Source organism: Rhizobium sp. 10N414, assembly GCF_056394785.1.
Map to the genome: position 1 here is coordinate 140,678 of NZ_JBFTIN010000009.1, position 26,998 is coordinate 167,675.

The following is a 26,998-nucleotide window of genomic DNA, read 5'->3' on the forward strand; positions in this document are numbered from 1 at the left end:
CGCTAAGCGGCCGGAAGGTCCGGGTTTTCGGCGCTTGGACGACGAGCGCCTCCGTCACCAATTTTCAAGCCCGTTGCGCCCGCTCCCGTGGCGCCTAGAGACGATTGCTAGACATGACCGATACAGCCGAAAAAGTTGACTATTCGAAGACCCTCTATCTGCCGGAAACAGACTTCCCGATGCGCGCCGGTCTGCCGCAGAAGGAGCCGGAAACCGTTGCCCGCTGGCAGCAGATGGGCCTCTACAAGAAGTTGCGCGCTTCCGCCGCCGGCCGCGAAAAGTTCGTGCTCCACGATGGCCCTCCCTATGCCAACGGCAACATCCACATCGGCCACGCGCTGAACAAGATCCTCAAGGACGTCATCAACCGCTCGTTCCAGATGCGCGGTTTCGACGCCAACTACGTTCCCGGCTGGGACTGCCATGGCCTCCCGATCGAATGGAAGATCGAGGAAAAGTACCGCGAGAAGGGCAAGAACAAGGACGAGGTTCCGGTCAACGAATTCCGCCAGGAATGTCGTGACTTTGCCGCCAGCTGGATCAAGGTGCAGTCGGAAGAATTCAAGCGCCTAGGCATCGAGGGAGACTTCGACAACCCCTACACCACGATGAACTTCCACGCTGAATCGCGCATCGCCGGCGAACTGCTGAAGATCGCGAAGTCCGGCCAGCTCTATCGCGGCTCCAAGCCGATCATGTGGTCGGTCGTCGAGCGCACGGCGCTCGCGGAAGCCGAAGTCGAATACGCCGATGTCGAAAGCGACATGATCTGGGTGAAGTTCCCGGTGGCTGACGGCCCCAACGAACTCAAGGACGCCTTCGTGGTGATCTGGACGACGACGCCATGGACGATCCCGGGCAACCGCGCGATCGCCTATTCCTCGCGGTATAGCTACGGCCTCTACGAGGTCGAAACGGCCGAGAACGACTTCGGACCGCAGCCCGGTGAACGGCTGATCTTCGCCAAGCGTCTCGCAGAAGAGTCGGCCGCGAAGGCGAAGGTGACCCTCAAGTTCGTCCGCGATGTCGCGGCGGCGGAATTTGCCGCGATCACCTGCGCACACCCTCTGCATGGCCTTGGCGGTGGCTATCACTTTGAAGTGCCGCTCCTCGACGGCGACCATGTCACCGACGAGACGGGCACCGGCTTCGTCCACACCGCGCCGAGCCATGGTCGCGAAGACTTTGACGCCTGGATGGACAACGCCCGGGCACTCGAAGCGCGCGGCATTTCGTCCGCGATCCCGTTCCCGGTCGACGATGCCGGCTTCTTCACGGCCGACGCGCCCGGCTTCGGTCCGGACGCCGAGGGCGGTGCTGCTCGCGTCATCGACGACAAGGGCAAGAAGGGCGATGCCAACGAGCGTGTCATCAAGGGGCTGATCGGTCGCCATGCGCTGTTTGCGCGCGGCCGCCTCAAGCACTCCTATCCGCATTCCTGGCGTTCGAAGAAGCCGGTCATCTTTCGCAACACGCCGCAGTGGTTTGTCTACATGGACAAGGAACTCGGCGACGGCTCGACGCTGCGTTCGCGCGCATTGAACGCGATCGACGCAACCCGCTTTGTGCCGGGAGCCGGCCAGAACCGCCTGCGCGCCATGATCGAACAGCGGCCCGATTGGGTCCTGTCGCGTCAGCGCGCCTGGGGCGTGCCGATCTGCCTGTTCGTCGATGATGACGGCGGCATCCTGCAGGATGATGCCGTCAACGCCCGCATCCTGAAAGCCTTCGAGAACGAGGGCGCCGATGCCTGGTTCGCCAATGGTGCTCGCGAGCGCTTCCTGGGCGAGAAGGCGAATCAGCCCTGGACGCAGGTGATGGACATCCTCGACGTCTGGTTTGACTCGGGCTCGACCCACACCTTCACGCTGGAAGATCGTCCCGACCTGAAATGGCCGGCCGATGTCTATCTCGAGGGATCGGACCAGCACCGTGGCTGGTTCCACTCGTCACTGCTGGAAAGCTGCGCGACGCGCGGCCGTGCGCCTTACAATGCCGTCGTCACCCATGGCTTCACCATGGATGAGAAGGGCGAAAAGATGTCGAAGTCCAAGGGCAACACCGTCACCCCGCAGGAGGTGATGAAGGATGCCGGCGCAGACATCCTGCGTCTTTGGGTCATGACGACGGACTATTGGGAAGACCAGCGCCTCGGCAAGGCGATCATTCAGACGAATATCGACGCCTATCGCAAGCTGCGCAACACGATCCGCTGGATGCTCGGCACGCTGGCACACGACAAGGGCGAGGTTATTGCGCTTGCCGATCTGCCGGAACTCGAGCAGCTGATGCTGCATCGTCTGGCGGAACTCGATCAGCTCGTCCGCGAAAGCTACGACGCCTTCGAGTTCAAGAAGATTGCCCGCGCGCTCATCGACTTCGCCAACGTCGAGCTGTCGGCCTTCTACTTCGACGTCCGCAAGGATGCGCTCTACTGTGATGCGCCGTCGAGCCTGCGCCGTCGATCAGCCCTGCATGTCATTCGCACCATCTTCGAATGCATGGTGACCTGGCTGGCGCCGATGCTGCCGTTTACGACGGAAGAGGCCTGGCTGTCGCGCAATTCTTCGGCTGTATCGGTTCACCTCGAGCTGTTCCCGACCATTCCGGCCGAATGGAAGAACGAGGCACTCGCCGAGAAGTGGAAGAAGATCCGCGCCGTTCGTACGGTCGTTACCGGCGCGTTGGAAATCGAGCGCAAGGACAAGCGCATCGGCTCTTCGCTGGAGGCTGCCCCGGTTGTCCACGTCGCCGATGCGGAGCTCCTGAAGGCACTTGAGGGTCAGGACTTCGAGGAAATCTGCATCACTTCGGGCATCGTCGTAGACAGCGCCGAAGGACCGGCAGATGCCTTCCGTCTACTCGAGGTTTCAGGTGTCAGCGTCGAGCCGAAACTGGCCGAAGGCACCAAGTGCGCTCGCTCCTGGCGGATCACCACGGATGTCGGCTCCGACCCCGCCTATCCGGACGTCTCGGCCCGTGATGCGGCTGCATTGCGCGAACTATCGGTGCAAAACTGAAGAATATTGCCGGGTGAATTGCCTAACGGTGGTTCATCCGGTAAAAGCTGCCTGAAAATGGCCGGATTTTTGCGTCAGGGGGACGATTGTCCGGTAGGGCGAAGATTGCACCGGCATGGCTGGAAGGGTTTTCATGTTATCAACGCGTTGGTTCCGTTTGGGCGTCTGCCTGACCGTCGCCGTGGCAGGCGGCTCGCTGATTTCCGGCTGCGTGGGGAGCCCGCGCTACGGAACAGACAAGACCGCCATGGAACAGCTGACCGACGACATTGGTCAGTCCGTTTCTCTCACCGGCGACGGTCCGAAGAACAAGGGCGTCAAGTACAGCGCTCGTCCGGGCCTCGTTCTGCCGTCCGCAGCAGCCAAGCAAACCCTCGCCGAGCCGCAGCAGACCATCGCCAGCAAGGACAATCCGCAGTGGATCGAATCCCCGGAAGAAACGCGCGCCCGTCTGGTCAAGGAAGCTGACGAAAACAGCGACAACCCGAACTATCGCTCGCCGCTCGCAAGCGACAAGGTTGAAGGTGGTCGGCAAACGACTGAGGCCCAGACCAAGGCTTATCGCGAGGCTCGCGCCGCCCAGAAGGGTACCTATACAGATCGCCGCTACATCTCGGATCCGCCAACCGAATATCGCGCGGTCGACGATCCGGCAAAGCTGGACGATCTCGGCGAACCGGAGCTGAAGAAGGCGAAGAAGAAGAAAAAGGAAGCTGCGATCGCCGGTACCGGCAAGCAGTGGTGGAATTTCCTCCAGTAAGGTTTCAAGCGGGGCAGTCAGCCCCGCTTTGCTTTTGCCCACCTGTCAATCAGCAAGGCGTCCAGATACTGGCAGGCTAGGAAGATCCTGCGGGCGGCCCGATCTTCGTGCTCCTGTTACGGCATATCCCGCTTCTGCGCGAAGAATGTCCGAAGGATTTCGGCGGATGTCGTTTCCTGCAAGCCGGAATACACGTCCGGGGCGTGATGGCAGGTAGGTTGCTGGTAGAAGCGCACGCCGTTGTCGACGGCGCCACCCTTAGGGTCTTCCGCGCCATAATAGAGCCTGCGAATGCGCGCGAAGGATATGGCCGCCGCGCACATCGTACAGGGTTCCAGCGTGACGTAGAGGTCGGCGCCGGTCAGCCGTTCCTGACCAAGCTCTTCGCAAGCCATTCGAATGACGGCGACTTCGGCATGGGCGGTCACGTCGTTAAGCTCGCGCGTACGGTTGCCTGACGCGGCGACCACGGCCCCGTCAATCACCAGAACCGCTCCGATCGGCACCTCGCCGCGCTCTCGGGCGGCGCGGGCCTGGTCCAGCGCCAGCTCCATAAATTGATTTGTCTTCACGATCCGACAATTTCCACTTAACCGCAGGGGCGCGACCTGATAGGAAGGCCCGAAAAGGCAGGCAAACAACAAATGACATTCAAAGACAAGCCAAAACGGCCAGGCGGCAAGCCATCCCCGCGCAATGCCGGCCCAAAATCCGGTGCCAAGCCGGCAAAGGCGCTCGTCGAGACCGAGGCGGACGACGTCGCCGAGGGCGATGCCAAGGCCGAGCGCATCTCGAAAGTGATGGCGCGCGCCGGCGTCGCATCACGCCGCGATATCGAGCGCATGATCATGGACGGCCGCGTCAAGCTGAACGGCAAGCTCCTCGACACGCCCGTCGTCAACGTCACCTTGGCCGACAAGATCGAGGTGGACGGCGTTCCGATCCGCGGGATCGAGCGCACACGACTCTGGCTTTATCACAAGCCCGCTGGCCTCGTGACCACCAACATGGACCCGGAGGGACGGCCGACGGTTTTCGATAACCTGCCGGAAGACCTGCCGCGCGTCATGTCGATTGGCCGCCTCGACATCAACACCGAGGGTCTGCTGCTTCTGACCAACGATGGTGGTCTCGCCCGCGCGCTGGAACTGCCGACGACGGGCTGGCTACGCCGCTACCGCGTGCGCGCCCACGGCGAGATCGACCAGGACGCGCTGGACAAGCTCAAGGACGGCATTGCCGTCGATGGTGTCCTCTACGGCGCAATCGAAGCGACCCTCGATCGCACGCAGGGCTCGAACGTCTGGCTCACCATGGGCCTGCGCGAAGGCAAAAACCGCGAAATCAAGAACGTGCTCGGCGCGCTCGGTCTCGACGTCAACCGTCTGATCCGCATTTCTTACGGCCCCTTCCAGCTCGGTGACCTGCCGGAGCGCGACGTCGTCGAAGTGCGTGGCCGCACCTTGCGCGACCAGCTCGGCCCTCGCCTGATCGAGGACGCGAAGGCCAATTTCGACGCGCCGATCTACAACACGCCTGCTGTTGTTGCCGAGGAAGAGCCGGAAGCGAAGCCGGAGCGCCGCGAACGCCCGCGCAAGCCTGAGGACAAGCGCGAGCGTGCGCTGAGCCGCCTCGACACCAAGCGGGACGACCGCCGTGATGACCGTCGCGATGGTGGCCGCATGGACGATGATCGCCCGAAGCGCCCCGCGCTCGGCAGCCGCCGCAATGCCAATGTCTGGATGGCGCCGGGCGCCCGACCGCTCGGCGAAAAGGCGGCCGCCAAGGCCGAGAAGAATGCGAAGACCGCGCGCAAACGCGGCGAGGCTCCGGGTTCCGCAAAGCCCGAGCGCTCGAGCCACGGCGACGACCGGCCGCGCGTTCAGATCAACCGCGCCCGCGATGACGAGGGCGAGTGGATCCGTTCCAGCGAGATCGTTCGCAAGCCGAAGGATGAAGGCGACGAGGGCTTCGGCCGGAAGCGCTCTTTCGGGGATCGTCCGGCTCGCGGTGAGCGGTCCTTTGGTGACCGCCCGGCGCGCGGCGAACGTTCGTTTGGCGACCGTCCCGCCCGCAGCGACAGACCGCACGGCGATCGCCCTTCGCGTGGCGACCGTCCCTTCGGTGACCGCCCTCGCGGGGATCGCAAGCCGCGCGAAGAGGGTGACGAGCGTCCGCGCTCGTTCGGAGACCGTCCTCGCGGCGACCGACCGTTCGGGGACCGTCCTCCACGTGGTGACCGTCCCTTCGGTGACCGCCCTCGCGGGGATCGCAAGCCGCGCGAAGAGGGCGACGAGCGTCCGCGTTCATTTGGGGATCGTCCCCGTGGCGACCGCCCGTTTGGCGACAAGCCACGCGGCGATCGGCGCCCCCGCGCCGAGGGCGACGAGCGTCCTCGCGCCAAGAACTTCTCGGGCGAGGCCCGTTCGGAGCGTCCGGCCGGCAAGTCCTTTGGTGACAAGCCGCGCGGCAAGAGCTTCGGCGGCAAACCCGGCGGCGGCAAGAATTTCTCCGGCAAGCCGAAGGGCGACAGGCCGGGCGGCGGTGGCAAGCCTTCGGGCGGGCCGTCGCGGGGTGGACCGAAAGGAAAGGGAATGACGCGCGGTGCGGATCGTCGGCGGTGAATTTCGCGGACGGCCGCTTGCCGTACCGAAGTCAAACGACATCCGGCCGACAGCCGACCGGACGCGTGAGAGCCTGTTCAATATTCTGAGCCATGCCTATCCGGAATGCGTCGACGGCACCCGGATACTGGATCTCTTTGCCGGCACCGGCGCCGTCGGCCTCGAAGCCGTCTCCCGCGGCTGCCGCCATGCGCTATTCGTCGAAAACAGTGTCGAGGGCAGGGGCCTGCTTTGGGAAAACATCGATGCGCTCGGCCTGCATGGCAGGACGCGCATCCTGAGGCGCGACGCGACCGATCTCGGCAGCGTCGGCAATCTCGAGCCGTTCCAGATGCTGTTTGCCGACCCGCCCTATGGCAAGGGTCTCGGCGAAAAGGCGATGGCCGCCGCCGCCAAGGGCGGTTGGCTGCAACCTGGCGCGATTGCGGTTCTTGAGGAACGCGCAGACGTTGCCGTTTCGGTCGATCCTTCCTATCTGTTTTTGGAAAACCGAACGTTCGGCGATACCAAGGTTCATTTCTTCCGCTATCAGCCCGAATAAGGGCTGAGGAAATCGGGGGCAGCGGTGCAGCAGGCAGGGACGATGGAAACCGAGTTGCCTGCCCCACGCAGCACATCACGAGCTATGCCCACTGTTGCTGTTGCCTTCGGCGGAGGCGGCGCGCGCGGCCTCTCCCACATCCACATCATCGAAACGCTGGATGAGCTCGGCATTCGCCCCGTGGCGATTGCCGGATCCTCGATCGGCTCGATCATGGGCGCGGGGATGGCGGCCGGAATGACCGGCGAAGCCATCCGCGAACATGTGATGATGACGGTAGGCAACAAGGCTGCCGTTGTCAGCCGCCTGTGGGGCCTGCGACCGCAGACGGTGCGCGATGCCGTTGCCAACGGCGTGCGCATCGGCCAGTTCAATCTCGAGCGTATCCTGAAAGCCTTCCTGCCCGCCGATCTGCCGGATCGTTTCGAGGACCTCTCAATCCCGATGACAGTGACGGCGACCGATTACTACGGCCAGTGCGAGGTGCTGACGAGCGGGGGAGCGCTGCTCCCGGCGCTGGCGGCTTCCTCCGCGATTCCCGCCGTCTTCATGCCGGTGCGGCTGCACGGTCGGGTGATGATCGATGGCGGCATCAGCAATCCCGTGCCTTACGAATGCCTGATGGATCGCGCCGACATCGTCATCGGCATCGACGTCGTAGGCGCGCCGGAAGGAGATGGCGCCCACATTCCAAACCGGATGGAAAGTATCTTCGGCTCCGGCCAGCTGATGATGCAGACCGCGATTTCCCTGAAGCTGCGGCTGCAGGCGCCGCACATCTTCCTTCGCCCCGCAGTCGGGCGCATCGGCGTGATGGATTTCCTCAAGGCGCGCCAAGTCCTGTCCAAGTCGGTCGGCGTCAAGGACGAACTGAAATACGCACTCGATCGGGAGATCGAGGCGCGGATCGCCTCCTAGAAGCTTCGCCCAGGCTTAGTAGCCGTTAATGCCGGCCCCACGAACCGGGCCAATCCCCGCGGGAGTTGCGTAGGTGGTATTCCCTGCGCCCGAGCCGGTGGTTGCACACCCGGAAAGGGCAAGGATCGCGATGGCCGCGACGGCCAGAAGACAGCGTAGAGGCATGGCATTGTCCTATCATCGAAGACTGCGCGGGCCTCAGGGGCCGGAGCGGATACTCCCGCAAATCAATGGCGATGGCAACGGGTAGCTAAGAGCGTAGGTTCGATGCGCTGCCCGGATTGATCTCCGGATGCATCCTCACTCGTCCGGGCCATGGCTCGGACATCAACACAGCCCGCCCGGTTCGCCGTGGCGGGCTTTGTCGCAGCCAGCATTCGTGGGTGCCCGGCAGGAAAAGGTTACCACCGTCGGCTAGTGCGGCGCACGTCGACGATGCGCCCATCCCTTTGACGGACCCCTATCTCGTAGCGGTTCCCATTGCGGATTGCGCGATAGGTAAAGTACCTCCCGCGGCAATTATCCCGAATGACGTCGCGAAATCCCCGGGTACGAAGCAGCCTCGCACCCTGAGGGCAGGTTATCGGTCGCCCGTGGTTCAGGCTGCTGCCGGAGCCGATGATGATCTGAGCGCTCGCTTCCTGGGGAAGCGCGACCGGTGAGACGAATACGACCAGAGCAAGTGCACATGAGAGAAGCGAAGATCCGAGTATAGCCTTGAGACTCATAACATCCTCCGGGTTAGCCCGCCTGAGAAAGGCAGGGCATGAGAAAATCGCCTAAGTTGTGGCTCAATACAAGTGATGGCTCGACAACCCAGCCGGGGGAGCACGCTCATCACCTCTAACGAACCTGCCACGCCTCTCAACGCGCTTTACAAGGTGGCAAAACGCCCCCGCGATTTCTAACTAGAACGGATAACTTAACACGGCCCGATTGCAAGAGCATGCTTGCTTCGATGGTGAACGGGACAAACACTAGTAGTTTCTGGCAGGGGGGCGTCTGCGGCGCCGCCGGCAGCCTGTTGTTCAATGCCTGGATCGTGCCTTTCCTCACACGAGCCTTCGACAAAGTCGGTGCCGGGCCCGAAGAGGTGGCTGATGCGGTTTTCCGATGGATCGAGCAATACATAGACCTCGGTATCTCGAGTGGGGGCAACTTGTGGAGTGCTCCCGACCCGGATTTCCTTCGACTTGTCTACTACGCGTTGCAGATTGCGTTCCCGGCTACAGCAATCCTCATCGGTCTGCAGATAAGGCGTCTAGTTGTACGCTTCTGGCCCCAAGGGCCATAAATATGATCGCGCCAGAGAGCCCGTCGCCTGTCCTCTTTCCAACGGGCGAGTACAGGTTCATCATGCCATGGGATGCTTGCCGCCGCTTAGCTGTTGCAGTAGACCCCCGAGCCCGGAACTTGGCATCGGAACTTTGGCGGTCAGGCTTTGTAGGATGCTCAATTGGAGAGTTCCCATGACCCGCTTGCACAAGCCAATCGCGGCACTCGCTTTTCTCTTGCTCACTGCAATCAGTTCGTCATGTACCACCGGTGGGCCGGGAGCCCGCTCGCTAAATGAACCAGCGAACCCCGCCTGCGCAGATGGCTTCACGCCCAAAGGCGGCGGTTCATGTGACTTTTGAGATCTGGGAAAGATGGAGATTGCCCACTACATCGTCGCTCACGCGGGCATCCTTTGAGCAAGCAGAACGTTTCAATCTAACGTGAAGGGTTCTAAGCGTCGGCCGTCACTTCTGCCGTGCCCGCCAGCGGGTCCTCGTCGAAGCTAGCGGCGCGCTTTGGCTTCATGAGCGGCTCCGGTTTGACCGGCTGCGAGAAAAGCATGTCGCGGCCGGCCTGCAGTCCTTCGGTGACCTGGAGCACGAGGCGCGCCTCGTCGCGCTTGCGGATATCCTCGCCGATTTCATAGGCCTCCGCTTCGCCGACGCCCAAGGCCTCGAGCGTTCGCCGGCCGAAGAGCAGGCCTGACTCCAGCGTTTCGCGCAGTTCGTAGTCGACGTTGAGGTTGCGCAGCGCTATCGAGTGGATGCGGTCGTAGGAGCGCACGAAGAGCTTTGCGTGTGGATAATCCGCCTGCACCAGTTCGACGATCTTGTCGGTGATCTCGCGCTTCTGCGTGCAAACAACAACGATCTTCGCCCGGTCGATGCCGGCGGCCCTGAGCACGTCCTTTCGGGTGCCGTCGCCGAAGTAAATCCGGAAACCGAAAGAGGAAGCCTGCCGGATGCGATCGGCTGAAAAGTCGATGACGGTCACGGCGCGCCCGCCGGCGAGCAGAATCTGGGCGGCGATCTGTCCGAAACGCGAAAATCCGACCATCAGAACATCCGCGCCGGCACCTTCGAAATCCTCGTCCAGTTGTTCTTCCTGATTTCCCGACAGCAGCCGCTTGGCGAGCATCGTTCCGATCGGCGTGAGGGCCATCGACAGGGTGACGATCGCAATCAGCAGCGAGGCGGTACTCGTCGGCATCAGGCCGGAAACGGCAGCGGCCGAAAACAGGACGAAGCCGAATTCGCCGCCCTGCGGCAGCAGAAAAGCGATCCTGATCGCGTCGTCATGCGGCGAGCCGGTTGCGCGGCAGAGTACGTAGATCACCAAGGCCTTCGCTGCCATGACAACAGGCACGGCGACGATGATGAAGAGTGCGTTGTCTCTGAGTACCTCGAGCTGGATCGAAAGCCCGACGGCGATGAAGAAGATAGCGAGCAACACGCCGCGGAAGGGCTCGATGTCCGCTTCCAGCTCGTGGCGATAGGAGGATTCGGCCAGCATCACGCCAGAAAGGAAGGCGCCCATGGCCATCGACAGTCCGGCAAGCTGCATCAGGCTCGCCGATCCCATCACCACGAAGAGGGCGGCGGCGATCATCGCCTCGCGGGCCCCGGTGCGGGCGATGATCTGAAAGAGCGGTGTCAGCAAGTAGCGTCCCATGACGATCATCGCGCCGACAGCACCAATGGCGATCGCGAAGTCCAGCAGGGGCGTTCCGCTGCCCTTGCCACCGTTGAGAATACTGATCAGGGCCAACAGCGGCACGATCGCAAGGTCCTGAAACAGCAGCATTGAGAACGAGCGCTGCCCGTAGCGCGTATTCACCTCGCCTTCATCCTCGAGGATCTGCATCGCGAAGGCGGTGGAGGAGAGAGCAAGCCCGAAACCCGCAACGATGCTGCCACGCCAGTCGAGAACGCCGGAAAGGCCGCTCAACAGCGTCAGCAGTAGACCGGTCGCCACCACCTGCGCGGTTCCGAGCCCGAAGATGTCACGCCGCATTTGCCAGAGGCGCGAAGGCTTCAGCTCAAGCCCGATGATGAACAGGAGGAAGACGACGCCGAGTTCGGCAACATCCAGGATCTCTTCGCCATCCGTCAATCCATGGAAGATCGGGCCGATGACGACGCCGGCAGCCAGGTAACCGAGCACCGTTCCGAGACCAAGGCGCTTGAAGATGGGCGCCGAAACCACGGCGCCGCCGAGGAGCAGGATCGTCTCGGCGAAGAGAGTGTTGGGCTCTGACATCAGGCGAGTTTCTTTCAATGCTGGGAGGCATACAAGCGGCGGGCAAAAGAATCGGCTCACGCGACCTTGATGCTTTTCGTAGTGCACAATAAATGGAACGCGAAGGAAAGGCCAAATCATGTCTTCAGAAATCGACTCCTCGACGCTTCTTTCCCGCGCAAGCCAATTGATCGACCTGGCAAAAAAGGCTGGCGCCGATGCCGCGGATGCGGTGGTCGTGCGCTCGCGATCGCAATCGGTCAGCGTACGCCTCGGCAAGGTCGAGAGCACGGAATCATCAGAAAGCGATGATTTCTCGCTGCGCGTCTTCATCGGTAAGCGCGTTGCCAGTGTCTCGGCAAATCCGGGCTTCGATCTTTCTGCTTTGGCCGAGCGGGCCGTGGCGATGGCCAAGGTGTCGCCGGAAGACCCGTTCGCCTGCCTGGCAGACGAGGACAGGCTTGCGAATTCCTATCCGGATCTCGAGCTCCTCGATACGACCGAGGTGTCGTCCGACCAACTCCGCGAAGCCGCCCTCGAGGCGGAAGCCGCGGCCCTTGCAGTCAATGGCGTGACCAATTCGTCCGGCGCCGGAGCCTCAGCCGGCATGGGTGGCCTTGTCCTTGTCACCTCCCACGGTTTCCAGGGCAGCTACATGGCCTCGCGTTTCGGCCGATCCGTCAGCGTCATCGCCGGCGAAGGCACGGCGATGGAACGCGACTATGATTTCGACAGCCGCATCTATTTCGGCGAGCTGGATAATGCCGCCGAGATCGGCCGCCGGGCCGGCGAGCGCACGGTCAAGCGCATCAACCCGCGCCAGGTGGATACTGGCAAGGATATCACCGTCGTTTTTGATCCCCGTGTTGCTCGTGGCTTCGTCGGACATATTGCCGGGGCCATCAATGGCGCCTCGGTTGCACGCAAGACCAGTTTCCTGCGCGACAAGATGGGGCAACAGGTCTTGAAGGCGGGGCTTTCGATCTCCGACGATCCGCTGATTGTCCGTGGCCCGTCGTCGCGCCCCTTCGATGGCGAGGGCGTATCCGGCGAACGACTGCTGATGATCGAGGATGGTGTTCTCAAGCACTGGTTCCTCTCCACCTCGACGGCCCGCGAGATTGGAATGGAGACCAACGGCCGCGGGGTGCGCGGCGGCAATTCGGTGACGCCATCCGCGACGAACCTCGCTCTCGAGCCGGGCGACATTTCACCCGAGGACCTGATCCGCGGTGTCGGTAACGGCTTCTATGTGACCGAGCTGATCGGCCAGGGCGTCAACATGATCACCGGCGAATACAGCCGCGGCGCGACTGGCTTCTGGATCGAGAATGGCGAACTGACCTTTGCCGTGTCTGAAGTGACGATCGCTTCGAACCTCAAGGACATGTTCATGCGGGTTACGCCGGCAAACGACATCGACCGCAAGTTTGGTGTCGCCGCTCCGACGCTTGCGATCGAGGGAATGACGCTCGCCGGGCGCTGATGGATTGGATTGCCGAAATGACTGACGTGGACACAGCCCTCTGGCGGAGCGATCTGGAATTGATCGCAGATGCTGCCAGGCAGGCCGGCAAAGTCGCACTCGGCTATTTCAATCAAGCGCCTGAGGTCTGGTGGAAGAACGAGGGGCGATCGCCCGTCAGCGCCGCCGATTTCGCGGCCAACCGGACGCTTGAATCCATTCTCCGCGCAGCCCGGCCGGATTATGGCTGGCTTTCGGAAGAAACTGAGGACAGCGGTGATCGGCTCTCACGGGACACGCTGTTCATCATCGACCCGATCGACGGCACGCGGGCATTCCTGGCGGGAATGGACCTGTGGTGCGTGAGCGTCGCGGTCGTGCGCCACGGGCGACCTGTCGCCGGCGTTCTCTACGCTCCTGCTCTGGATGAACTCTTCGAGGCGGTCAAAGGTGGCGTGGCCCTGAAGAACGGGCGGCCGATTACTGTATCGACAAAACCGCTCGATGCACCAGGGCGCTTTGCCATCGCGGAGGATGTGCTCAAGGCATTCCCGGAACCGTTCAAGCATCGCATCGAGCGCGTGAAGCACGTGCCGTCCCTTGCCTATCGCATTGCCATGGTTGCCGACGGTCAAATTGATGGCACTTTCATCAAGCACAATTCACATGATTGGGATCTCGCGGCCGCGGATCTCATACTCGAGCGCGCCGGAGGCCGGCTGGTTGATCTCCGCGGTGACGTGCCGCTCTATAACCGCATGCAGGTCAGCCATGGCGAACTCTGCGCCGCCGCTGGGCCGCGACTCGCCGATCTTATAACCCGGATCGGTGAGCGACGAGGCAGTTGACGTTTCCGTCAAAATCCCTCAGATGAAGCGGCGGAGGAGAATAGAGCAGAAAGAGAAGAAAATGACGGAATCCGGCGGCAAAAAGCAGCTCTTGCATCTCGTATTCGGCGGCGAACTGGAAAGCTTGGACGATGTTCAGTTCAGGGACCTGAAGGATCTCGATATCGTCGGCATTTATCCGGACTATGCCACGGCATTGACGGCCTGGAAGTCAAAGGCGCAATCGACTGTGGATAATGCGCATATGCGCTACTTCATCGTCCACATGCACCGTTTGCTGGACCCGGAAAGCAAGTCTGCGCAGTAACCCTCCCCCGGGCGCGGCTCGCTAAGAGCCGTGAGCCGACTGACTGCCTGACGCATTCTGAACAAACTGATCGGCCATTGCGGCCGCAACAATAATTAGGAATGGGTTGATGTCGATCATTTGTGATCGGAGATTTGGCAGATGAGCGGTCGCATGGCGCGGTTTGCGCTGGGCGCCTATCAGGCAACGGGAACGTTGCTGACGCCGTTCGTCGGAGGGTATCTCGCCTATCGGGCCGCGAAGGGCAAGGAAGACCGTGCGCGCCGTTTGGAGCGCTCGGGCTATGCCAGCGCCGACCGTCCGGCCGGACCGCTGGTCTGGTTCCATGCCGCAAGCGTCGGTGAAACCAATGCAGTCATTCCGCTGATCCGCGAAATTCGCCGCCGCGACATCCACGTCATTCTGACCACCGGAACCATCACGTCCGCCAAGCTGGCCGCTGAGCGCATCGGCAATGAAGCGATCCATCAGTACGTGCCGCTCGACCTCAAGCCCGCCGTCAGCCGTTTCCTTGAATATTGGCAGCCGGACTGCGTACTGATCGCTGAGTCCGAAATCTGGCCGGCGACCCTGATGGAACTTGGCCGCCGCCGCATCCCGCAGATCCTCGTCAACGCGCGCATGTCGGACCGCTCCTTCGCGCGATGGAGTCGGCGTCCGGCACTTGCGGAAGCCCTGTTCGAGAACCTGGCGCTTGTTATTGCGCAATCGGATGTCGATGCCGAGCGCTTCCGCGATCTCGGCGCGCGCCACGTCATGATGTCGGGCAATCTCAAGGTCGATACCGACGCCCCGCCTTACGATGCTGCGGTATTCGCCGACTACAAGAAGCAGCTCGGCGGCCGCAAGACCTGGGCAGCGATCTCCACCTTCGACGGTGAGGAAAAGGCCGCAGGCATCGTCCATCGGGCGCTGAAGGAGCGGGACGAGCAGTTGACGATCATCGTGCCGCGGCATCCGGAACGCGCCGACGACATCGAAGCCGAGCTCGTCAAGCTGGGTCTCAAGGTCGCCCGCCGCACGCGCGGTGATGCGCTGACCCCTGATGTCGATATCTTCCTAGGCGATACGATCGGCGAAATGGGCCTCTACCTGCGCCTGACGGAGGTTGCTTTTGTCGGGCGCTCGCTGTTTGCCGAAGGTGGGCAAAATCCGCTGGAGCCGGCGATGCTCGGTTGCGCGGTGCTGTCGGGCAGCAACGTGCAGAACTTCCGCGAAGCCTATCAGAAGCTGGCGCGGCGCGGCAGCGCGCGCATGGTCCGCGATACGGAGATGCTTGCCAAGGGCGTCCACTATTTGCTCACCAACGACGGAGCGCGTCGCACCATGATCGAAGCCGGGATCGGCGCCGTGCAAGAAATGCGGGGCGCRTTGACGGCGACGGTGAAGGGCTTGGAGCCCTATATCAATCCGCTCACCGTCAAGGCGAGGCTGCTGCCGAAGGCGGCTTTGCAGCGCTGAGGGCAGGGCGGCTATGAAGGCAATCAAGGGAATACTTTTCGACAAGGACGGCACGCTTCTCGACTACGACGAGAGCTGGCTGCCGGTGAACCGCGAGCTAGCGCGCATCGCATCGGAAGGCGATCCCGAACTTGCGGACCGGCTGCTTCTGGCTTGCGGCATGGATCCCGTCAGCGGCCACATCGTTCCCGACAGTCTGCTGGCGGCCGGCAACACGCGCCAGATTTCGGAGGGGCTCGTCGCGGCCGGCTCGATGCTCGACGTGATCGAGCTGACGATCAAGCTGGACGAGCTCTTTTCTCATGCCGCCGAGTTTTCCGTAGCGGTCACTGATCTGGCCGCCTTTTTCGGTCGGCTGCATGCACGCGGCTTTCGCCTCGGTGTCGCCTCGAGCGACAACGAGCGCTCGATCAGGCAAACCGCCCAGCGCTTTGGCTTTGCGCCCTTCATCGACTATGTGGCCGGATACGATAGCGGCTTCGGCACCAAGCCGGAACCGGGCATGGTGTTTGGTTTCTGCGCGGCGACGGGCCTTGATCCCTCCGAGGTCGCCATTGTCGGCGATAACAACCACGATCTGCACATGGGCCGCAACGCCAAGGTCGGCGTGACCGTGGCCGTACTGACTGGCACCGGATCGCGTGAAACGCTCGCTGCCGCATCCGATTACTGCCTGAACGACATCACCGAGCTTGAAGGCCTGCTGCCCGACCGCCAGCTTGCTTGATTGACCAAGGGCTTGCTTTTTCTTGAAATTTACCTTCTCTTTCCGCCCGGTCGAGGACACAGCCCGTCAGCATGACGCTCGGGGTCCGAAAGGCAGGGCGGGGAAAATGGTATCCGAAGCGCCACCCTTCTGGTGGTCGAAAGCCGATTGGCGTGCCTGGGCGCTCTATCCGATTTCCTTCCTGTATGGGCGTGCGGCCGGCTATCGGATGGCCAACGCCAAGCGTGCTTCGGTTCCCGTGCCCGTTATCTGCGTCGGCAATTTCACCGTCGGCGGCGCCGGCAAGACGCCGACGGCGCTGACGATCGCCCGCGCGGCAAAGGCAAAGGGGCTGAAGCCTGGTTTTCTGAGCCGTGGCTATGGCGGTTCCCTCGATGTCACGACTGTTGTCGATCCGGTTCATCACCGCGCCCTGGCTGTCGGGGACGAACCTCTGCTTCTCGCTCGAGAGGCGCTCACCGTGATTTCCCGCCGCCGTGTCGAAGGGGCCCAGCGCCTCGTCAAGGAAGGCGTGGACCTGATCATCATGGATGACGGTTTTCAGAGCGCTCGCCTGGCGATCGACTATGCGTTGCTGGTCATCGACGCCACGCGTGGCCTCGGCAATGGCCACATCGTTCCCGGTGGTCCTGTACGCGCGCCCATCCGTCAGCAGTTGCGCTACGCGACAGCCCTTTTGAAGGTTGGCGGGGGCGAAGCGGCCGACAATATCGTTCGGATCGCGGCGCGCGCCGCCAAACCCTATTTCACGGCTTCCCTGAAGGTGTGCGACAGCGCCGATCTTTCCGGCCGCAACGTGCTGGCCTTTGCCGGTATTGCCGATCCGTCGAAATTCTTCCGCACCGTCGAATCCGTCGGCGCGCATATCGCCGCTCGCCGCTCGTTCGGTGATCACGAGCATCTGACCGATGACGAGATCGACGACATTCTGACAACGGCAGAGAGCGACGGCCTTCAGATTGTCACGACGTCGAAGGATTTCGTCCGGCTCGCCGGCCATCATGGCAAAGCCGAGGAACTCGCGGCAAAATGCCGGGTGATTGAGGTGGAGATGGCCTTCGAGGATGCTCTGGCGCCAAGTCTCATCATCGACCGGGCCATCAATGCCTGCCGCGATCGGCGCTTGAAGGAAGGGCGGAAGGCCTAATCGGAAAATCTCGGGGTGCCGGTGTTCAGCGTCAGCGCTTCTGGTTCGGCAAAACGCCAGCGCGCTTGTCAGCCTCCAGCGAGGCTACGGCATCGGCGTAGGGCTCCTGGCGCGCGACGCTCCAATAGCGCAGCTCGTCGAGCGGGATCTGCTTGCCGGTAATTGCACATACGACGTAGGAGCCCGGCGACAGGATCTGAAAATCCGCATCGAGATAGCGTATCTGCGCTTCGCGGTTTCCATTTCCTTCGAACAAGTTCATGCGCTCCATTCCTTGCAGGCTGTCATCCCCCTGCCATAACGCGCCGCAGCGGCCTTTTCCAGCTTTTTCAGCTACGGCCGAACAACCGCTCAATATCCGAGAGCTTGAGCTCGATATAGGTCGGTCGTCCGTGGTTGCACTGCCCTGAGCCGGGAGTAACTTCCATTTGACGGAGAAGGGCGTTCATTTCTTCGGGTCGCAGCCGTCGGCCCGAACGCACGGATCCGTGGCAGGCCATGGTCGCTGCAACATATTCCAGCTTGGCCGACAGGCCGGAGGCGGTATCCCATTCGGCGATCTCGTCCGCCAGCTGACGGATAAGTCCCGTGGCGTCCACCTCTCCCAGCATGGCAGGTGTCTCACGCACGGCGATCGCGCCGGGGCCGAAGCGCTCGATGGCCAGCCCCAGCTCGCCAAGCTCGGTGGCAAACTGCATAAGCCGATCGCAATCCTCTTCCGGCAGATCGACGATTTCGGGGATGAGGAGCACCTGCGAGGCGAGCCGTTTCGAATGCAGCGCCTTGCGCATCGCCTCGAATACCAGGCGCTCATGCGCGGCGTGCTGATCGACGATTACGAGGCCATCATCCGTCTGCGCCACGATATAATTTTCGTGAATCTGCGCCCGGGCGGCACCCAGCGGATAGCGCTGTGGCGGCTCTTCCGGCGCAATCGGCATTCTTGGGGTAGGGGCGATGTCGCTGCGGGCCGTCGGCGTCGCAAGGCCGTCGAAGGAGGCCTGCGGCCGTTCGCTGAAGCTGCCGTTTGCAGCCTTGTGGAATGGAAGCGATGGCGAGGTCGCCGCCGACCAAGGCTGTTGGGGCCGTTGGGCGCCAGGCTGGAAACCGGGCCGGAAGGAGCGCAGCATGCCGTCTGCACCCGTTGTGGCCGTCCGGCTGCCGTCACGCGCCAGCGCCTCGCGCACGGCGCCGACGATCAGGCCGCGCACCAGTTGCGGGTCGCGGAAGCGCACATCCGATTTGGCCGGGTGTACGTTGACGTCGACAAGAGCCGGATCGAGCCTGATCGACAGTACTGCGACCGGATAACGCCCGGCTGGGATGGTCTCGGCATAGGCGCCGCGGATCGCCGACAGGATCAGCTTGTCCTGCACCGGACGTCCGTTGACGAAGGCATATTGGTGGGCCGAGTTTCCGCGATTGAAGGTCGGCACGCCGGTAAAGCCTGTCAGCGATATGCCCTCCCGCTCCGCATCGATCTCGATCGCATTGTCGCGAAAATCCTTGCCAAGGATCTGCGCCATCCGCGCCAGATGATCGTCACCCGTCGCCGGCAACTCCAGCGTCGTTCGATCAGTCCCCGAGAGCACGAAGCGCACCCCGGGGAAGGCAATCGCCATGCGCTTGACGACCTCGGTGATCGCCGCGGCCTCGGCCTTTTCCGTCTTGAGGAATTTCAGGCGGGCCGGCGTCGCGAAGAAGAGATCGCGAACTTCGACGATCGTGCCCGGATTGCCGGGTGAGGGGCGAAGATGTGTAATTCTTCCGCCCTCGACGGCGATTTCGTTGCCGCCTGCGCTGTCCCGGCGGCGGCTCGAAATGCTGAGCCTGGCTACCGAGCCAATCGATGGCAGCGCTTCGCCGCGAAAACCCAGCGTGCGGATATCGTCCAGCGTATCTGAGATCTTCGAGGTGCAGTGGCGTCGTACGGCAAGCTCCAGATCCGCAACATCCATGCCAGAGCCGTTGTCCGAAACCCGCAGCAGGCTCTTGCCGCCGCCCGACGTCGCAACCTCAATGCGCGTCGCGCCTGCGTCGAGGGCGTTTTCGATCAACTCCTTAGCGGCGCTCGCGGGCCGCTCGATGACTTCACCGGCGGCGATTTGATTGATGAGGGTCTCTGAAAGCTGTCTGATGGCCATGCGCCTATTCTCTTGGATTCGCGGGTCCGAGGGAAGGGCGAAAGCGCCACCGCCTTTCCGTTCTGCGCGCCCTAATTCCGGCTGCTTAATATTAAGCGCGCCTTAAGACAAAGGTGCCATTTTGCGACTTATTCCGAGGACTGGGTTTAAATCGGACAGATGTGGGACGCGTAGGAATGAGTGCCGGCTTCGAACAAGCGGACACATCATCTGTAAGCAGCGAAATGCCGGCTGAATCAAGCCTGCAGACGGTGCTGTTTGACGCGGTATGCGAGAGCTTGGGCGCCGCATTCATCGTCTGTGACAAGACCGACCACATGGTCTTTGCGAGCCGCCAGGTTCTCGATTTCTTTCCGATATCGGCGGCGATGCTGAAGCCGGGGAGGCGGTTGCGTGACTTCCTGGGCGCCATCTACGACACCGGCATCCGCACGCAGTCGGCCAGCAACCAAGGTGCGATGAGCCGTGAGGATTGGCTGTCCCAGAAGATCGCCTCGCACTGGCGCGAGCGCTTCGAGGCCGTCGAGCGGCATGGTGCGGATCGGTGGATCAGGTTTGGCAAGCGGCGCCTTGCGAGCGGCTACGGCGTCTGCGTCATCCAGGACATTTCCGAGAACAAGAAGCGCGAGGAACAGTGGCGCTCCGATCTCGAGCGTGTGCAGCTCACGGAGGATATCCTCGACAACCTGCCGTTCCCACTCTTCGTCAAGGACCGAAATCTGAATTACGTCGCCGTCAACATCGCCTTCTGCGACAAGTATCAGACGACGGTCGATGAAGTGCTTGGCCGCAAGAGCAGCGACCTGTTCTCCGAGGATGTCGCCCAGCGTTTCGAGGAAAGCGACCGTCATGTTCTGGAGACGGGCGAAATGTCGATTTCCCGCCAGCGGCAGGTCTCCCGCGACGGCGTCGAACGCGACATCGTCACGCGCAAGCACCGGATCGGCAAGCCGGGGCGCTATTTTCTTGTCTCGACCATGCAGGATCTGCCGCGCGACGGCGACGATCTAGAAGAGTTCCGGTTCGCATCGACGGTCACGACGTCAAGCAAGAATTCCTATCGGCGCGCCTATGTTCCGATGAGCGGAAACGGCGAACGGCGCGAGCCGGCGGCAATGGAGGCGATCGTCCCGGAGAACTTCTCCGGTCGCAAGATCCTCGTCGTGACATCGGATGTCGTGGCAGAAGGCGCGGCCCTGCGGACCCTCGCCAAATACGGTTTCGAGGCCTGTTCGGTTCGCGGCGAGGACGAGGAGGAACATTTCCTGGAAATCGCGAGCTCTTCCGGCATCGCGCTCGACCTGCTCGTGATCGACAACCAGCTCGGCATGCGCTGCCTCGAGCTCGCCGAGCAATACGGCATCCCGGCACTGGCGATGGACGGCTTCCAGCTCGCCAATGAGCTCACCTTCCAGATCGCCCGTCATTTCAACCGCAGCAACCGCGGCCAGATGGCCGAAGGCATTGACACCGACTGGGAAATCACTGCCGTGGAGGAGGCGAACACGCTCGACGTGCTCGTTGCCGAAGATAACGACATCAACCAAATCGTTTTCTCGCAGATTCTCGAAGGCCTCGGCTACCGTTACATGATCGCCCCAAGCGGCGATGAAGCCGTTCGCCTCTGGACAGAGCACCAGCCGAAAATCATCCTGATGGATATCTCTCTGCCGGGCTTCAACGGTTTCGAAGCGGCGCGGCTGATCCGCCAGACAGAGGAAGGCGGCAGTACAAGAACGCCGATCATCGGTGTTCTGACGCAAGCCTTCGAGCGCGATCGAGCTGAGTGCGCAAAGGCTGGAATGGACGACGTAATTATGAAGCCGGTAAGCCCAGATATTCTTCAAGGGATCTTTCAACAGTACCTTGCCCAGGACATCAGACAGGCCAGCATGTGACGAACAAAGCTCGTCAACTCCCTAAATCTTGGGACAAAACACGGTTCCAACGTGACCGATCCACTATCGAATTCTTAAGACTTGCCCGCCATCCTTCCTGCCGTTGGTGCAGTCTGGGTCTGAATGATGATGTCGGCTGAAATGCCTCTGGTGCCCGTAAGTCAGAATGAACTTCAGACAATGGCCTATACCGACCCACTGACCGGGCTCGGCAACCGCTACCGCATGCGCGACCGGATTGCCCAGATCTCAGCCGAACGCGCGAGCGATCCAGCACCATTTACGATCGGCATCGCCAATCTCGATTCCTTCAAGCCGATCAACGATCTTTTCGGCTCATCGGCGGGAGACGAAATTCTCTGCCAGGTCGCCCATCGATTGAAGGCCTGCATTCCCGACGGTGCTCTCGTGACGCGTCATGACGGCGATGAATTTGCCTTTGTCCTGCCGCTGGTGTTCGAGCGGGCCAGCGCCGAGAAGTTCGGCCAGATGATACGCGAAGTCCTGTCGGCGCCGTACGATCTCGGCGACCGCAATGTGCGGCTGTCGGCATCCTTCGGCTTTTCGATCTATCCCTTCGCGGGCGAGGAATTCGACGAACTGCTGAAAAGCGCCGAAACCGCGCTCTACCGTTCAAAACGCCGCGGCCGTGGCCAGATCACCGTCTATTCCCGCGAGATCGCCCAGGAAATGAAGCGCGCGACGCAATTGGAACAGGCGCTGCGCAATGCCATCATTTCCGATGTGATCGACGTGCATTTCCAGCCGATCGTCGCACTTTCCAATAACCAGGTCGTGGGCTTTGAAGCTCTGGCGCGATGGAACGATCCTGATCTGGGCTTTGTGTCACCGGGCGTTTTCGTCCCGCTGGCGGAGGAGCGCGGCTTCATTGATGCGCTGTCCGAGGCGCTCCTGCGCAAGGCGGCCGAGGCTGCCCTTTCCTGGCCGCGCGAACTTTTCCTCTCCTTCAATCTCTCCTCGGCGCAGTTGATGGATCCGGGGACGAGCAGCAGCATCCTGTCGATCCTCGGTCGTGTCGGCTTCGATCCGCACCGGCTCGAACTCGAAATCACCGAGACTGCGGTGATGGGCTCGGCCGACACGGCAAACCGGATCATTGCCGATCTCCGTCAGGCCGGCGTGCGCATCTCGCTGGATGACTTCGGGACGGGTCAATCGAGCCTCGGCCGCCTCCGCGACTTTATGTTCGACAAGATCAAGATCGATCGCGCCTTCGTGTCGCGCATCAATTCCGATCGCGCCTCGGAGCACATCATCAAGGCGATCCTAACCATGTGCGAGGGGCTCGACCTGGAAGTGGTCGCCGAAGGGATCGAGGACTATCTGGAAGCCGTCAAGCTGCGTTCGCTCGGCTGCGGTATGGGGCAGGGCTACCATTTCGGCAAGCCCGCTGACAGCATTGCCACGCTCCGGTTCTTGCACGAGAACTACTACGACACGTCTGATCGCGTCAGCGCCTGAAACTCCGATGGCGCCCTTTCGGACGCCACCGGTTACGCGGTACTCACTGCGCAGTATCTTACTTGTTCGTCGTTGAACCCGTGGCGGTGGTATCCGTTGTACCGCCAGGCGCAGGGGCCCTCTCGGCTGCAATCATCTGAAGCGTCTTGAACTGCGGAGCCGCCTTCAGCGTTTCTGCGGTCTCGGACGTGGTCAGCTTCACTGTGCCGTCCTGCGTGTTCTGAGCGACGGTGATCTTATCCATCGGAACGGCAACATCCTTTTCGCCGATTCCAAGGAAGCCGCCGACGCCGATGATCGCTGCGACCAGGCCGCCGTCCTTCTTCATGATCAGGTCGTTGACCTCACCGATGCTCTCGTTCTGGCCGGTGTAGACCGACCGGCCAATATAGGTGTTGGCACTGATCTGATCGGCGGCCTGCTCCGTTAGATATCCACCACTCGCCTGCGCGGTGTCAGCCGTTGCGGCCGGCGCCGGAGCCTGAGCGGCGTTGTCCATCGGTGCTGTGGCGTCCGGGACCTTCGGCGGAGCTGCCGGGTCGGCCGGCGCGGCCTGTGTTGCCGGAGCGCCTGGTGTTGCCGGCTGAGTCTGTGAGAATGTCGCCGGTGCAAAAGCCGTGGCAAACAGCGCGCTAGCGGCAACAGTCTTCAGGAGTTTGCTTGTCATTTTGAACCTACCTTTGCGTTCCTGAGGGATCTTTAGCCCGCTCCCGCCATGCTCGGCGTTTGCGGCCGGTTCCCTATTGAAATGAACGGGATTTCAATTGGTTCCCGAAAAAAATCGCGCAAAAATTGCTAATTCCACGGACCTTTTAGCTCACGATGTATGGCCACGCGGGGTTCGGTCGACAAAAAAAGGGCGCCAAATGGCGCCCCGGGAAGCCTGATTATGGTTCTTCACATCACGTAAACCGGGTCGAAAACGCCCTTCACCGTAACATCCAGTTCGAGCAGGGAACCCGCCTGCGGTTGCATCGAGCGGGCATGCTCATCGAGCCCCTCCCACGCCGTGGTGACGGCAAGGCGGTCACCGTTTGTCCCGATGAAGGCAGGGCATGACGGCTGTGACGCCGGCACCTTGTAGCGTGCAATGCGCAGTCCATCAGGGCTGTAGCGATCGACGGTACCGGCACCCCAACGGGCATTCCAGATGTATCCGTCGGCATCCACCACCGAGCCGTCGATGCCACCCGGCTCATCCATCGTGTCCACAAGCACGATCGGCTCGCCTGTCGGGAGACCGGTCTGCGGATCGACCATCACACGCATCAGCCGGCTGATGCGTGTATCGGTGAAGTAGCCCATCGTTCCATCCGGCGAGAAGCAGATCGAATTCGGGATGCTGATGCCATCGAATATCTTGGTTACGCGACCGCCGGCGACATGGTAGATGGCGCCTGCACGGCTTTCCGCCCGCTTGCTCATCGTGCCGATCCAGAGCGAGCCGGAGGGGTGGGTGCGGCCGTCGTTCGAGCGGTTTTCCGGTTTGTCGCTTTCAAGAGCTGCATAGAAGGTCAGATTGCCGCTCTTGATATCGCGAATGAAAAGGCCTTGTTCGGTCGCAAGCAGCTGCCGGTCAGGATCGACCCGGGCGAGCACGCTCGCCATCATCGGCAGCGCATGCACCTTCTTCTCTTCCGTCGAAAGGTTCAGCTCGTGCAACTCCTTGCCAAGAATATTGAACCACCAGACCGTGTTGGTGTCCGGATCGTAGGTCGGCCCCTCACCAAGCACGGAGTTGGTGCTGCAGAGTGTCCTGCCCGCGAACTCATGAATTTCCGTCATATGCCTTAAGCTCCTACGGCTGCGTCATAGGCGTAAATGGTCGCCTTGGCACGCTCGGCAACCTCTGCGGCGGTCATTCCCGGCTTGTAGAGGCTGGTGCCGAGGCCGAAGGCATTTATGCCAGCCTTGGTGTAATCGGAGAAATTCTTGTCCGAAACACCACCAACGGCCGCAATCACGAGCTCCGGCGGCAGAATTGCGCGGATAGCGGTGATGCCCGACGGTCCGAGAACGCTGGCGGGGAAAAACTTCAACCCCGTTGCGCCGGCGCGGGCAGCCGCCAATGCCTCCGTCGGCGTGAAGACGCCCGGCATCGTCACCATACCGTAGTTGCGGGCGAGAATAATGACCTCGGGCTCGACGTTCGGCGTGACCAGCAGCTTGCCGCCTGCCGAATGGAGGCTGTCGACGGCCTCGGTCGTCAGCACGGTCCCGGCCCCGATGAGGCAATCGGCCGGCGCCATCTTTGCGGCAATCTCGATCGACTTGAACGGCTCGGGCGAGTTCAGCGGGATTTCGATGGCGGTCAGACCGTTTTCGATCAGTGCGCCGACCACGCCTTCGGTTTCTTCAGGCTTGATGCCACGTAGAATGGCAATCAGTGGACGCTTCATCGTAGGAAAGGGGATGCGGTTCATCGCTTTGGTACTTTCTCAGTTCGGCCAAATAGTTTTGGCGGCGGCAGCAAGGCCGCCACGGACGGCCGTGTCAGCATCAATGGTGTTGTAGGATAAAGATAATGCCTTGAAGGCCGCTTCATAAAGGCCCTGCAGCCGGCCGGCGGCGACGAGAGTGACGTCGACGCCCGTCCCCGCATCTGACATCGCGCCCGCGATTTCCAGGCCGATCAGGGTCCCGGATATCTTCGCCTGCGCAGCCGCAGCGGTCAGACCATGCAGCAACTGGCCCGAGCGCGCGGTAAAGAAGAGGTTGGTCGCCATCGCGGGTCGGTCATAGGCCGTTTTTACGGCGCTCTCGAAGGCTGCCTCGTCCGCCGGGCTCTGATCGGCACCGGCGATTGCATGCGACAGGATCGTGTGCTTGGAGATCGCGTCGAAAAGTTCGCCGGTCATGAAGCTGGAGAAACCGGTGACACGACCATTCTTGACATGCACCCATTTCGAATGCGTTCCGGGCATGCAGACCGCCTGCGACCCAGTGCTTTGCGGACCAAGCGCACCGAGGAGCTGTGTTTCCTCGCCGCGCATGACATCTGGCCGCGCCGGATCCCTCTGTGCAAGTCCGGGCAGGATGCGGACGTCCCGGGTCTGGCCGGGGACGGATACGGCGCCGGTCAGGATCGAGGATAGCGATGCCGGGACATCGACATAGCCCGCTTCGACCCATCCCTGTTTCGCACCTGCCATGCCGCAGATGATGACCGGAAGATTTTCCGGCGGATTTACCTTGCCCAAGTGCGAGGCGAGAACCTCGGCAAATCCGGTCTTCGCTGCCGTCGTCATACCTTCATTGCCACGGCTTTCGGCCAGGACGCTGTCATCCTTGCCGATCAGCCAGAGCCGAAAACTGCTCGTTCCCCAATCCACCGCGACATAAGCGGGATCCGCCATCAGAAAATGCCTCCATCGACAATAAGAGATTGTGCGCTCATCGCCGCCGCGCAGCTAGACGCCAGAAACAGGCACGGACCGACGATCGCATCGGCGTGCAGAACCTTCTTGATGCATTGGCGCTGCACCGTTTGCGCAATGCCGTCCTCGGTCAGCCAAAGCTTCATCTGGCGATCCGTGACGATCATGCCGGGCAGAATGCAATTGACGCGGATGTTATCCGGTCCGAGCTTGCCGGCCAGGCTTTTCGTCAGCCCGATCACGCCGGCCTTCGCGGTCGTGTAGGCCGGGAATTCGGGCATGTTGAGGAGAAAGGCGATCGACGACATGTTGATCACCGCGCCGCCGCCAGCGGCACGCATCGAGGGCGCGACGGCTTGCGTGGTGAAGAAGACGTGCCGCAGGTTGGTCGCCTGGTTGTTGTCCCAATATTCCTCGGTCACCGTTTCGAAATCGTGTCGGTCGTCGCGGGCGGCATTGTTGACGAGCACGCTGATCGGACCGGAGTGAGCGACAACCTCGTCGACTGTCCTGCGGATGGCGGCGACATCGCGAAGGTCGGCCTTATGAAAGCGAACGGGATGCAAGGTGTCGCGCGACAGCCTCGCGACGAGGTCATGGCTTTCTGTTTCCGCGATGTCGATGAAGGAAACCTTGGCGCCTTGTCGGGCGAAGCCTTCGACAATCGCTGCCCCGATGCCTGATCCGCCTCCCGTGATCAGGACCGTGCGGTCCCTGAATTCCGGAAACTGCGCAACAATACCCGTCACTATTTCCTCCCGGC

Annotated in this window: 23 protein-coding genes; 13 read left to right on the forward strand and 10 right to left on the reverse strand. The window is 61.9% G+C overall.

Features of this window, described 5'->3' with window-relative positions:
* Positions 1-113 precede the first annotated feature (113 nt).
* Both ileS and AC1DE4_RS11475 read left to right on the forward strand, forming a co-directional pair.
* The gene (gene ileS / locus AC1DE4_RS11470) at positions 114-3,020 is read left to right on the forward strand and encodes an isoleucine--tRNA ligase (RefSeq protein WP_025659446.1); all 2,907 of its coding nucleotides are present in this window, start codon (positions 114-116) and stop codon (positions 3,018-3,020) included.
* 133 nt (positions 3,021-3,153) lie between these two features.
* Positions 3,154-3,780 (forward strand): hypothetical protein, encoded by a 627-nt coding sequence (locus AC1DE4_RS11475; RefSeq protein WP_018856922.1) that lies wholly within the window; start codon positions 3,154-3,156, stop codon positions 3,778-3,780.
* A 116-nt stretch (positions 3,781-3,896) separates the two neighbouring features.
* Here AC1DE4_RS11475 and AC1DE4_RS11480 read toward each other — a convergent pair whose 3' ends face one another.
* Positions 3,897-4,334, reverse strand: a complete 438-nt coding sequence (locus AC1DE4_RS11480; RefSeq protein ID WP_025659444.1) for a nucleoside deaminase — start codon at positions 4,332-4,334, stop codon at positions 3,897-3,899.
* 90 nt (positions 4,335-4,424) lie between these two features.
* On the opposite strand from AC1DE4_RS11480, the gene AC1DE4_RS11485 reads away from it, so the two are divergent.
* The 3 genes from AC1DE4_RS11485 to AC1DE4_RS11495 are packed head-to-tail and all read left to right on the forward strand — an operon-like array spanning position 4,425 to position 7,863.
* Positions 4,425-6,404, forward strand: a complete 1,980-nt coding sequence (locus tag AC1DE4_RS11485; protein ID WP_025659443.1) for a pseudouridine synthase — start codon at positions 4,425-4,427, stop codon at positions 6,402-6,404.
* On the forward strand, positions 6,385-6,945 hold the full coding sequence (rsmD, locus tag AC1DE4_RS11490; RefSeq protein WP_018116136.1) for a 16S rRNA (guanine(966)-N(2))-methyltransferase RsmD: 561 nt from the start codon (positions 6,385-6,387) through the stop codon (positions 6,943-6,945). The genes AC1DE4_RS11485 and rsmD overlap by 20 nt, the downstream gene beginning before the upstream one ends.
* Before the next feature lie 42 nt (positions 6,946-6,987).
* Positions 6,988-7,863 carry a patatin-like phospholipase family protein gene (locus AC1DE4_RS11495; RefSeq protein ID WP_100248240.1) on the forward strand — a complete coding sequence of 292 codons (876 nt, stop codon included), beginning with the start codon at positions 6,988-6,990 and terminating at the stop codon, positions 7,861-7,863.
* Between the two features lie 15 nt (positions 7,864-7,878).
* Here AC1DE4_RS11495 and AC1DE4_RS11500 read toward each other — a convergent pair whose 3' ends face one another.
* Both AC1DE4_RS11500 and AC1DE4_RS11505 read right to left on the reverse strand, forming a co-directional pair.
* Entirely contained in the window at positions 7,879-8,028 is a 150-nt protein-coding gene (locus tag AC1DE4_RS11500; protein WP_167354932.1) for a hypothetical protein, read from the reverse strand.
* Between the two features lie 1,563 nt (positions 8,029-9,591).
* Entirely contained in the window at positions 9,592-11,400 is a 1,809-nt protein-coding gene (locus tag AC1DE4_RS11505; protein WP_025659439.1) for a monovalent cation:proton antiporter-2 (CPA2) family protein, read from the reverse strand.
* Positions 11,401-11,518: 118 nt separating this feature from the next.
* Between AC1DE4_RS11505 and AC1DE4_RS11510 the strand changes: the two genes are divergently transcribed.
* From AC1DE4_RS11510 to lpxK, 6 genes are all read left to right on the forward strand, one after another.
* Positions 11,519-12,865 (forward strand): TldD/PmbA family protein, encoded by a 1,347-nt coding sequence (locus AC1DE4_RS11510; protein WP_025659438.1) that lies wholly within the window; start codon positions 11,519-11,521, stop codon positions 12,863-12,865.
* 17 nt (positions 12,866-12,882) lie between these two features.
* Positions 12,883-13,692 carry a 3'(2'),5'-bisphosphate nucleotidase CysQ gene (locus AC1DE4_RS11515; RefSeq protein ID WP_025659437.1) on the forward strand — a complete coding sequence of 270 codons (810 nt, stop codon included), beginning with the start codon at positions 12,883-12,885 and terminating at the stop codon, positions 13,690-13,692.
* Positions 13,693-13,753: 61 nt separating this feature from the next.
* Positions 13,754-13,999, forward strand: a complete 246-nt coding sequence (locus AC1DE4_RS11520) for a DUF4170 domain-containing protein (RefSeq protein WP_018856931.1) — start codon at positions 13,754-13,756, stop codon at positions 13,997-13,999.
* Positions 14,000-14,140: 141 nt separating this feature from the next.
* Positions 14,141-15,460: a lipid IV(A) 3-deoxy-D-manno-octulosonic acid transferase gene (gene waaA / locus AC1DE4_RS11525; protein ID WP_025659436.1), complete on the forward strand. Its 1,320-nt coding sequence runs from the start codon at positions 14,141-14,143 to the stop codon at positions 15,458-15,460.
* Positions 15,461-15,473: 13 nt separating this feature from the next.
* The gene (locus tag AC1DE4_RS11530) at positions 15,474-16,187 is read left to right on the forward strand and encodes an HAD family hydrolase (protein ID WP_025659435.1); all 714 of its coding nucleotides are present in this window, start codon (positions 15,474-15,476) and stop codon (positions 16,185-16,187) included.
* Positions 16,188-16,293: 106 nt separating this feature from the next.
* Complete coding sequence (gene lpxK, locus AC1DE4_RS11535) at positions 16,294-17,334, forward strand: tetraacyldisaccharide 4'-kinase (RefSeq protein ID WP_025659434.1); 1,041 nt, start codon at positions 16,294-16,296, stop codon at positions 17,332-17,334.
* 31 nt (positions 17,335-17,365) lie between these two features.
* Here lpxK and AC1DE4_RS11540 read toward each other — a convergent pair whose 3' ends face one another.
* On the reverse strand, positions 17,366-17,596 hold the full coding sequence (locus AC1DE4_RS11540; RefSeq protein ID WP_007530431.1) for a DUF2093 domain-containing protein: 231 nt from the start codon (positions 17,594-17,596) through the stop codon (positions 17,366-17,368).
* Positions 17,597-17,663: 67 nt separating this feature from the next.
* Positions 17,664-19,478: a DNA mismatch repair endonuclease MutL gene (gene mutL / locus AC1DE4_RS11545; RefSeq protein WP_025659433.1), complete on the reverse strand. Its 1,815-nt coding sequence runs from the start codon at positions 19,476-19,478 to the stop codon at positions 17,664-17,666.
* A gap of 176 nt (positions 19,479-19,654) precedes the next feature.
* On the opposite strand from mutL, the gene AC1DE4_RS11550 reads away from it, so the two are divergent.
* Together AC1DE4_RS11550 and AC1DE4_RS11555 are read left to right on the forward strand one after the other, a co-directional pair.
* Positions 19,655-21,376, forward strand: coding sequence for a response regulator (locus AC1DE4_RS11550; protein WP_477881379.1), 1,722 nt, complete (start codon positions 19,655-19,657; stop codon positions 21,374-21,376).
* 123 nt (positions 21,377-21,499) lie between these two features.
* Complete coding sequence (locus AC1DE4_RS11555) at positions 21,500-22,858, forward strand: putative bifunctional diguanylate cyclase/phosphodiesterase (RefSeq protein WP_025659431.1); 1,359 nt, start codon at positions 21,500-21,502, stop codon at positions 22,856-22,858.
* 58 nt (positions 22,859-22,916) lie between these two features.
* On the opposite strand, the gene AC1DE4_RS11560 is transcribed toward AC1DE4_RS11555, so the two are convergent.
* The 5 genes from AC1DE4_RS11560 to AC1DE4_RS11580 form a co-directional block, all read right to left on the reverse strand.
* Positions 22,917-23,525, reverse strand: coding sequence for a PRC-barrel domain-containing protein (locus AC1DE4_RS11560; RefSeq protein WP_025659430.1), 609 nt, complete (start codon positions 23,523-23,525; stop codon positions 22,917-22,919).
* A gap of 230 nt (positions 23,526-23,755) precedes the next feature.
* Positions 23,756-24,643 (reverse strand): SMP-30/gluconolactonase/LRE family protein, encoded by an 888-nt coding sequence (locus tag AC1DE4_RS11565; RefSeq protein ID WP_025659429.1) that lies wholly within the window; start codon positions 24,641-24,643, stop codon positions 23,756-23,758.
* A gap of 5 nt (positions 24,644-24,648) precedes the next feature.
* Positions 24,649-25,281 carry a 2-dehydro-3-deoxy-6-phosphogalactonate aldolase gene (locus AC1DE4_RS11570; RefSeq protein WP_018856940.1) on the reverse strand — a complete coding sequence of 211 codons (633 nt, stop codon included), beginning with the start codon at positions 25,279-25,281 and terminating at the stop codon, positions 24,649-24,651.
* A gap of 15 nt (positions 25,282-25,296) precedes the next feature.
* The gene (locus AC1DE4_RS11575) at positions 25,297-26,214 is read right to left on the reverse strand and encodes a 2-dehydro-3-deoxygalactonokinase (protein WP_025659428.1); all 918 of its coding nucleotides are present in this window, start codon (positions 26,212-26,214) and stop codon (positions 25,297-25,299) included.
* On the reverse strand, positions 26,214-26,984 hold the full coding sequence (locus AC1DE4_RS11580) for an SDR family NAD(P)-dependent oxidoreductase (protein ID WP_018856942.1): 771 nt from the start codon (positions 26,982-26,984) through the stop codon (positions 26,214-26,216). The genes AC1DE4_RS11575 and AC1DE4_RS11580 overlap by 1 nt, the downstream gene beginning before the upstream one ends.
* Between the last annotated feature and the right edge of the window lie 14 nt (positions 26,985-26,998).

What these genes read in the sequence shown, in the direction of transcription:
- ileS (WP_025659446.1), top strand. Translation starts at nt 114, where the DNA reads ATGACCGATACAGCCGAAAAAGTTGACTATTCGAAGACCCTCTATCTG.
- AC1DE4_RS11475 (WP_018856922.1), top strand. Translation starts at nt 3,154, where the DNA reads ATGTTATCAACGCGTTGGTTCCGTTTGGGCGTCTGCCTGACCGTCGCC.
- AC1DE4_RS11480 (WP_025659444.1), bottom strand. Translation starts at nt 4,334, where the DNA reads ATGGAGCTGGCGCTGGACCAGGCCCGCGCCGCCCGAGAGCGCGGCGAG.
- AC1DE4_RS11485 (WP_025659443.1), top strand. Translation starts at nt 4,425, where the DNA reads ATGACATTCAAAGACAAGCCAAAACGGCCAGGCGGCAAGCCATCCCCG.
- AC1DE4_RS11495 (WP_100248240.1), top strand. Translation starts at nt 6,988, where the DNA reads ATGGAAACCGAGTTGCCTGCCCCACGCAGCACATCACGAGCTATGCCC.
- AC1DE4_RS11500 (WP_167354932.1), bottom strand. Translation starts at nt 8,028, where the DNA reads ATGCCTCTACGCTGTCTTCTGGCCGTCGCGGCCATCGCGATCCTTGCC.
- AC1DE4_RS11505 (WP_025659439.1), bottom strand. Translation starts at nt 11,400, where the DNA reads ATGTCAGAGCCCAACACTCTCTTCGCCGAGACGATCCTGCTCCTCGGC.
- AC1DE4_RS11510 (WP_025659438.1), top strand. Translation starts at nt 11,519, where the DNA reads ATGTCTTCAGAAATCGACTCCTCGACGCTTCTTTCCCGCGCAAGCCAA.
- AC1DE4_RS11515 (WP_025659437.1), top strand. Translation starts at nt 12,883, where the DNA reads ATGACTGACGTGGACACAGCCCTCTGGCGGAGCGATCTGGAATTGATC.
- AC1DE4_RS11520 (WP_018856931.1), top strand. Translation starts at nt 13,754, where the DNA reads ATGACGGAATCCGGCGGCAAAAAGCAGCTCTTGCATCTCGTATTCGGC.
- AC1DE4_RS11530 (WP_025659435.1), top strand. Translation starts at nt 15,474, where the DNA reads ATGAAGGCAATCAAGGGAATACTTTTCGACAAGGACGGCACGCTTCTC.
- lpxK (WP_025659434.1), top strand. Translation starts at nt 16,294, where the DNA reads ATGGTATCCGAAGCGCCACCCTTCTGGTGGTCGAAAGCCGATTGGCGT.
- AC1DE4_RS11540 (WP_007530431.1), bottom strand. Translation starts at nt 17,596, where the DNA reads ATGAACTTGTTCGAAGGAAATGGAAACCGCGAAGCGCAGATACGCTAT.
- mutL (WP_025659433.1), bottom strand. Translation starts at nt 19,478, where the DNA reads ATGGCCATCAGACAGCTTTCAGAGACCCTCATCAATCAAATCGCCGCC.
- AC1DE4_RS11550 (WP_477881379.1), top strand. Translation starts at nt 19,655, where the DNA reads ATGAGTGCCGGCTTCGAACAAGCGGACACATCATCTGTAAGCAGCGAA.
- AC1DE4_RS11555 (WP_025659431.1), top strand. Translation starts at nt 21,500, where the DNA reads ATGATGATGTCGGCTGAAATGCCTCTGGTGCCCGTAAGTCAGAATGAA.
- AC1DE4_RS11560 (WP_025659430.1), bottom strand. Translation starts at nt 23,525, where the DNA reads ATGACAAGCAAACTCCTGAAGACTGTTGCCGCTAGCGCGCTGTTTGCC.
- AC1DE4_RS11565 (WP_025659429.1), bottom strand. Translation starts at nt 24,643, where the DNA reads ATGACGGAAATTCATGAGTTCGCGGGCAGGACACTCTGCAGCACCAAC.
- AC1DE4_RS11570 (WP_018856940.1), bottom strand. Translation starts at nt 25,281, where the DNA reads ATGAACCGCATCCCCTTTCCTACGATGAAGCGTCCACTGATTGCCATT.
- AC1DE4_RS11575 (WP_025659428.1), bottom strand. Translation starts at nt 26,214, where the DNA reads ATGGCGGATCCCGCTTATGTCGCGGTGGATTGGGGAACGAGCAGTTTT.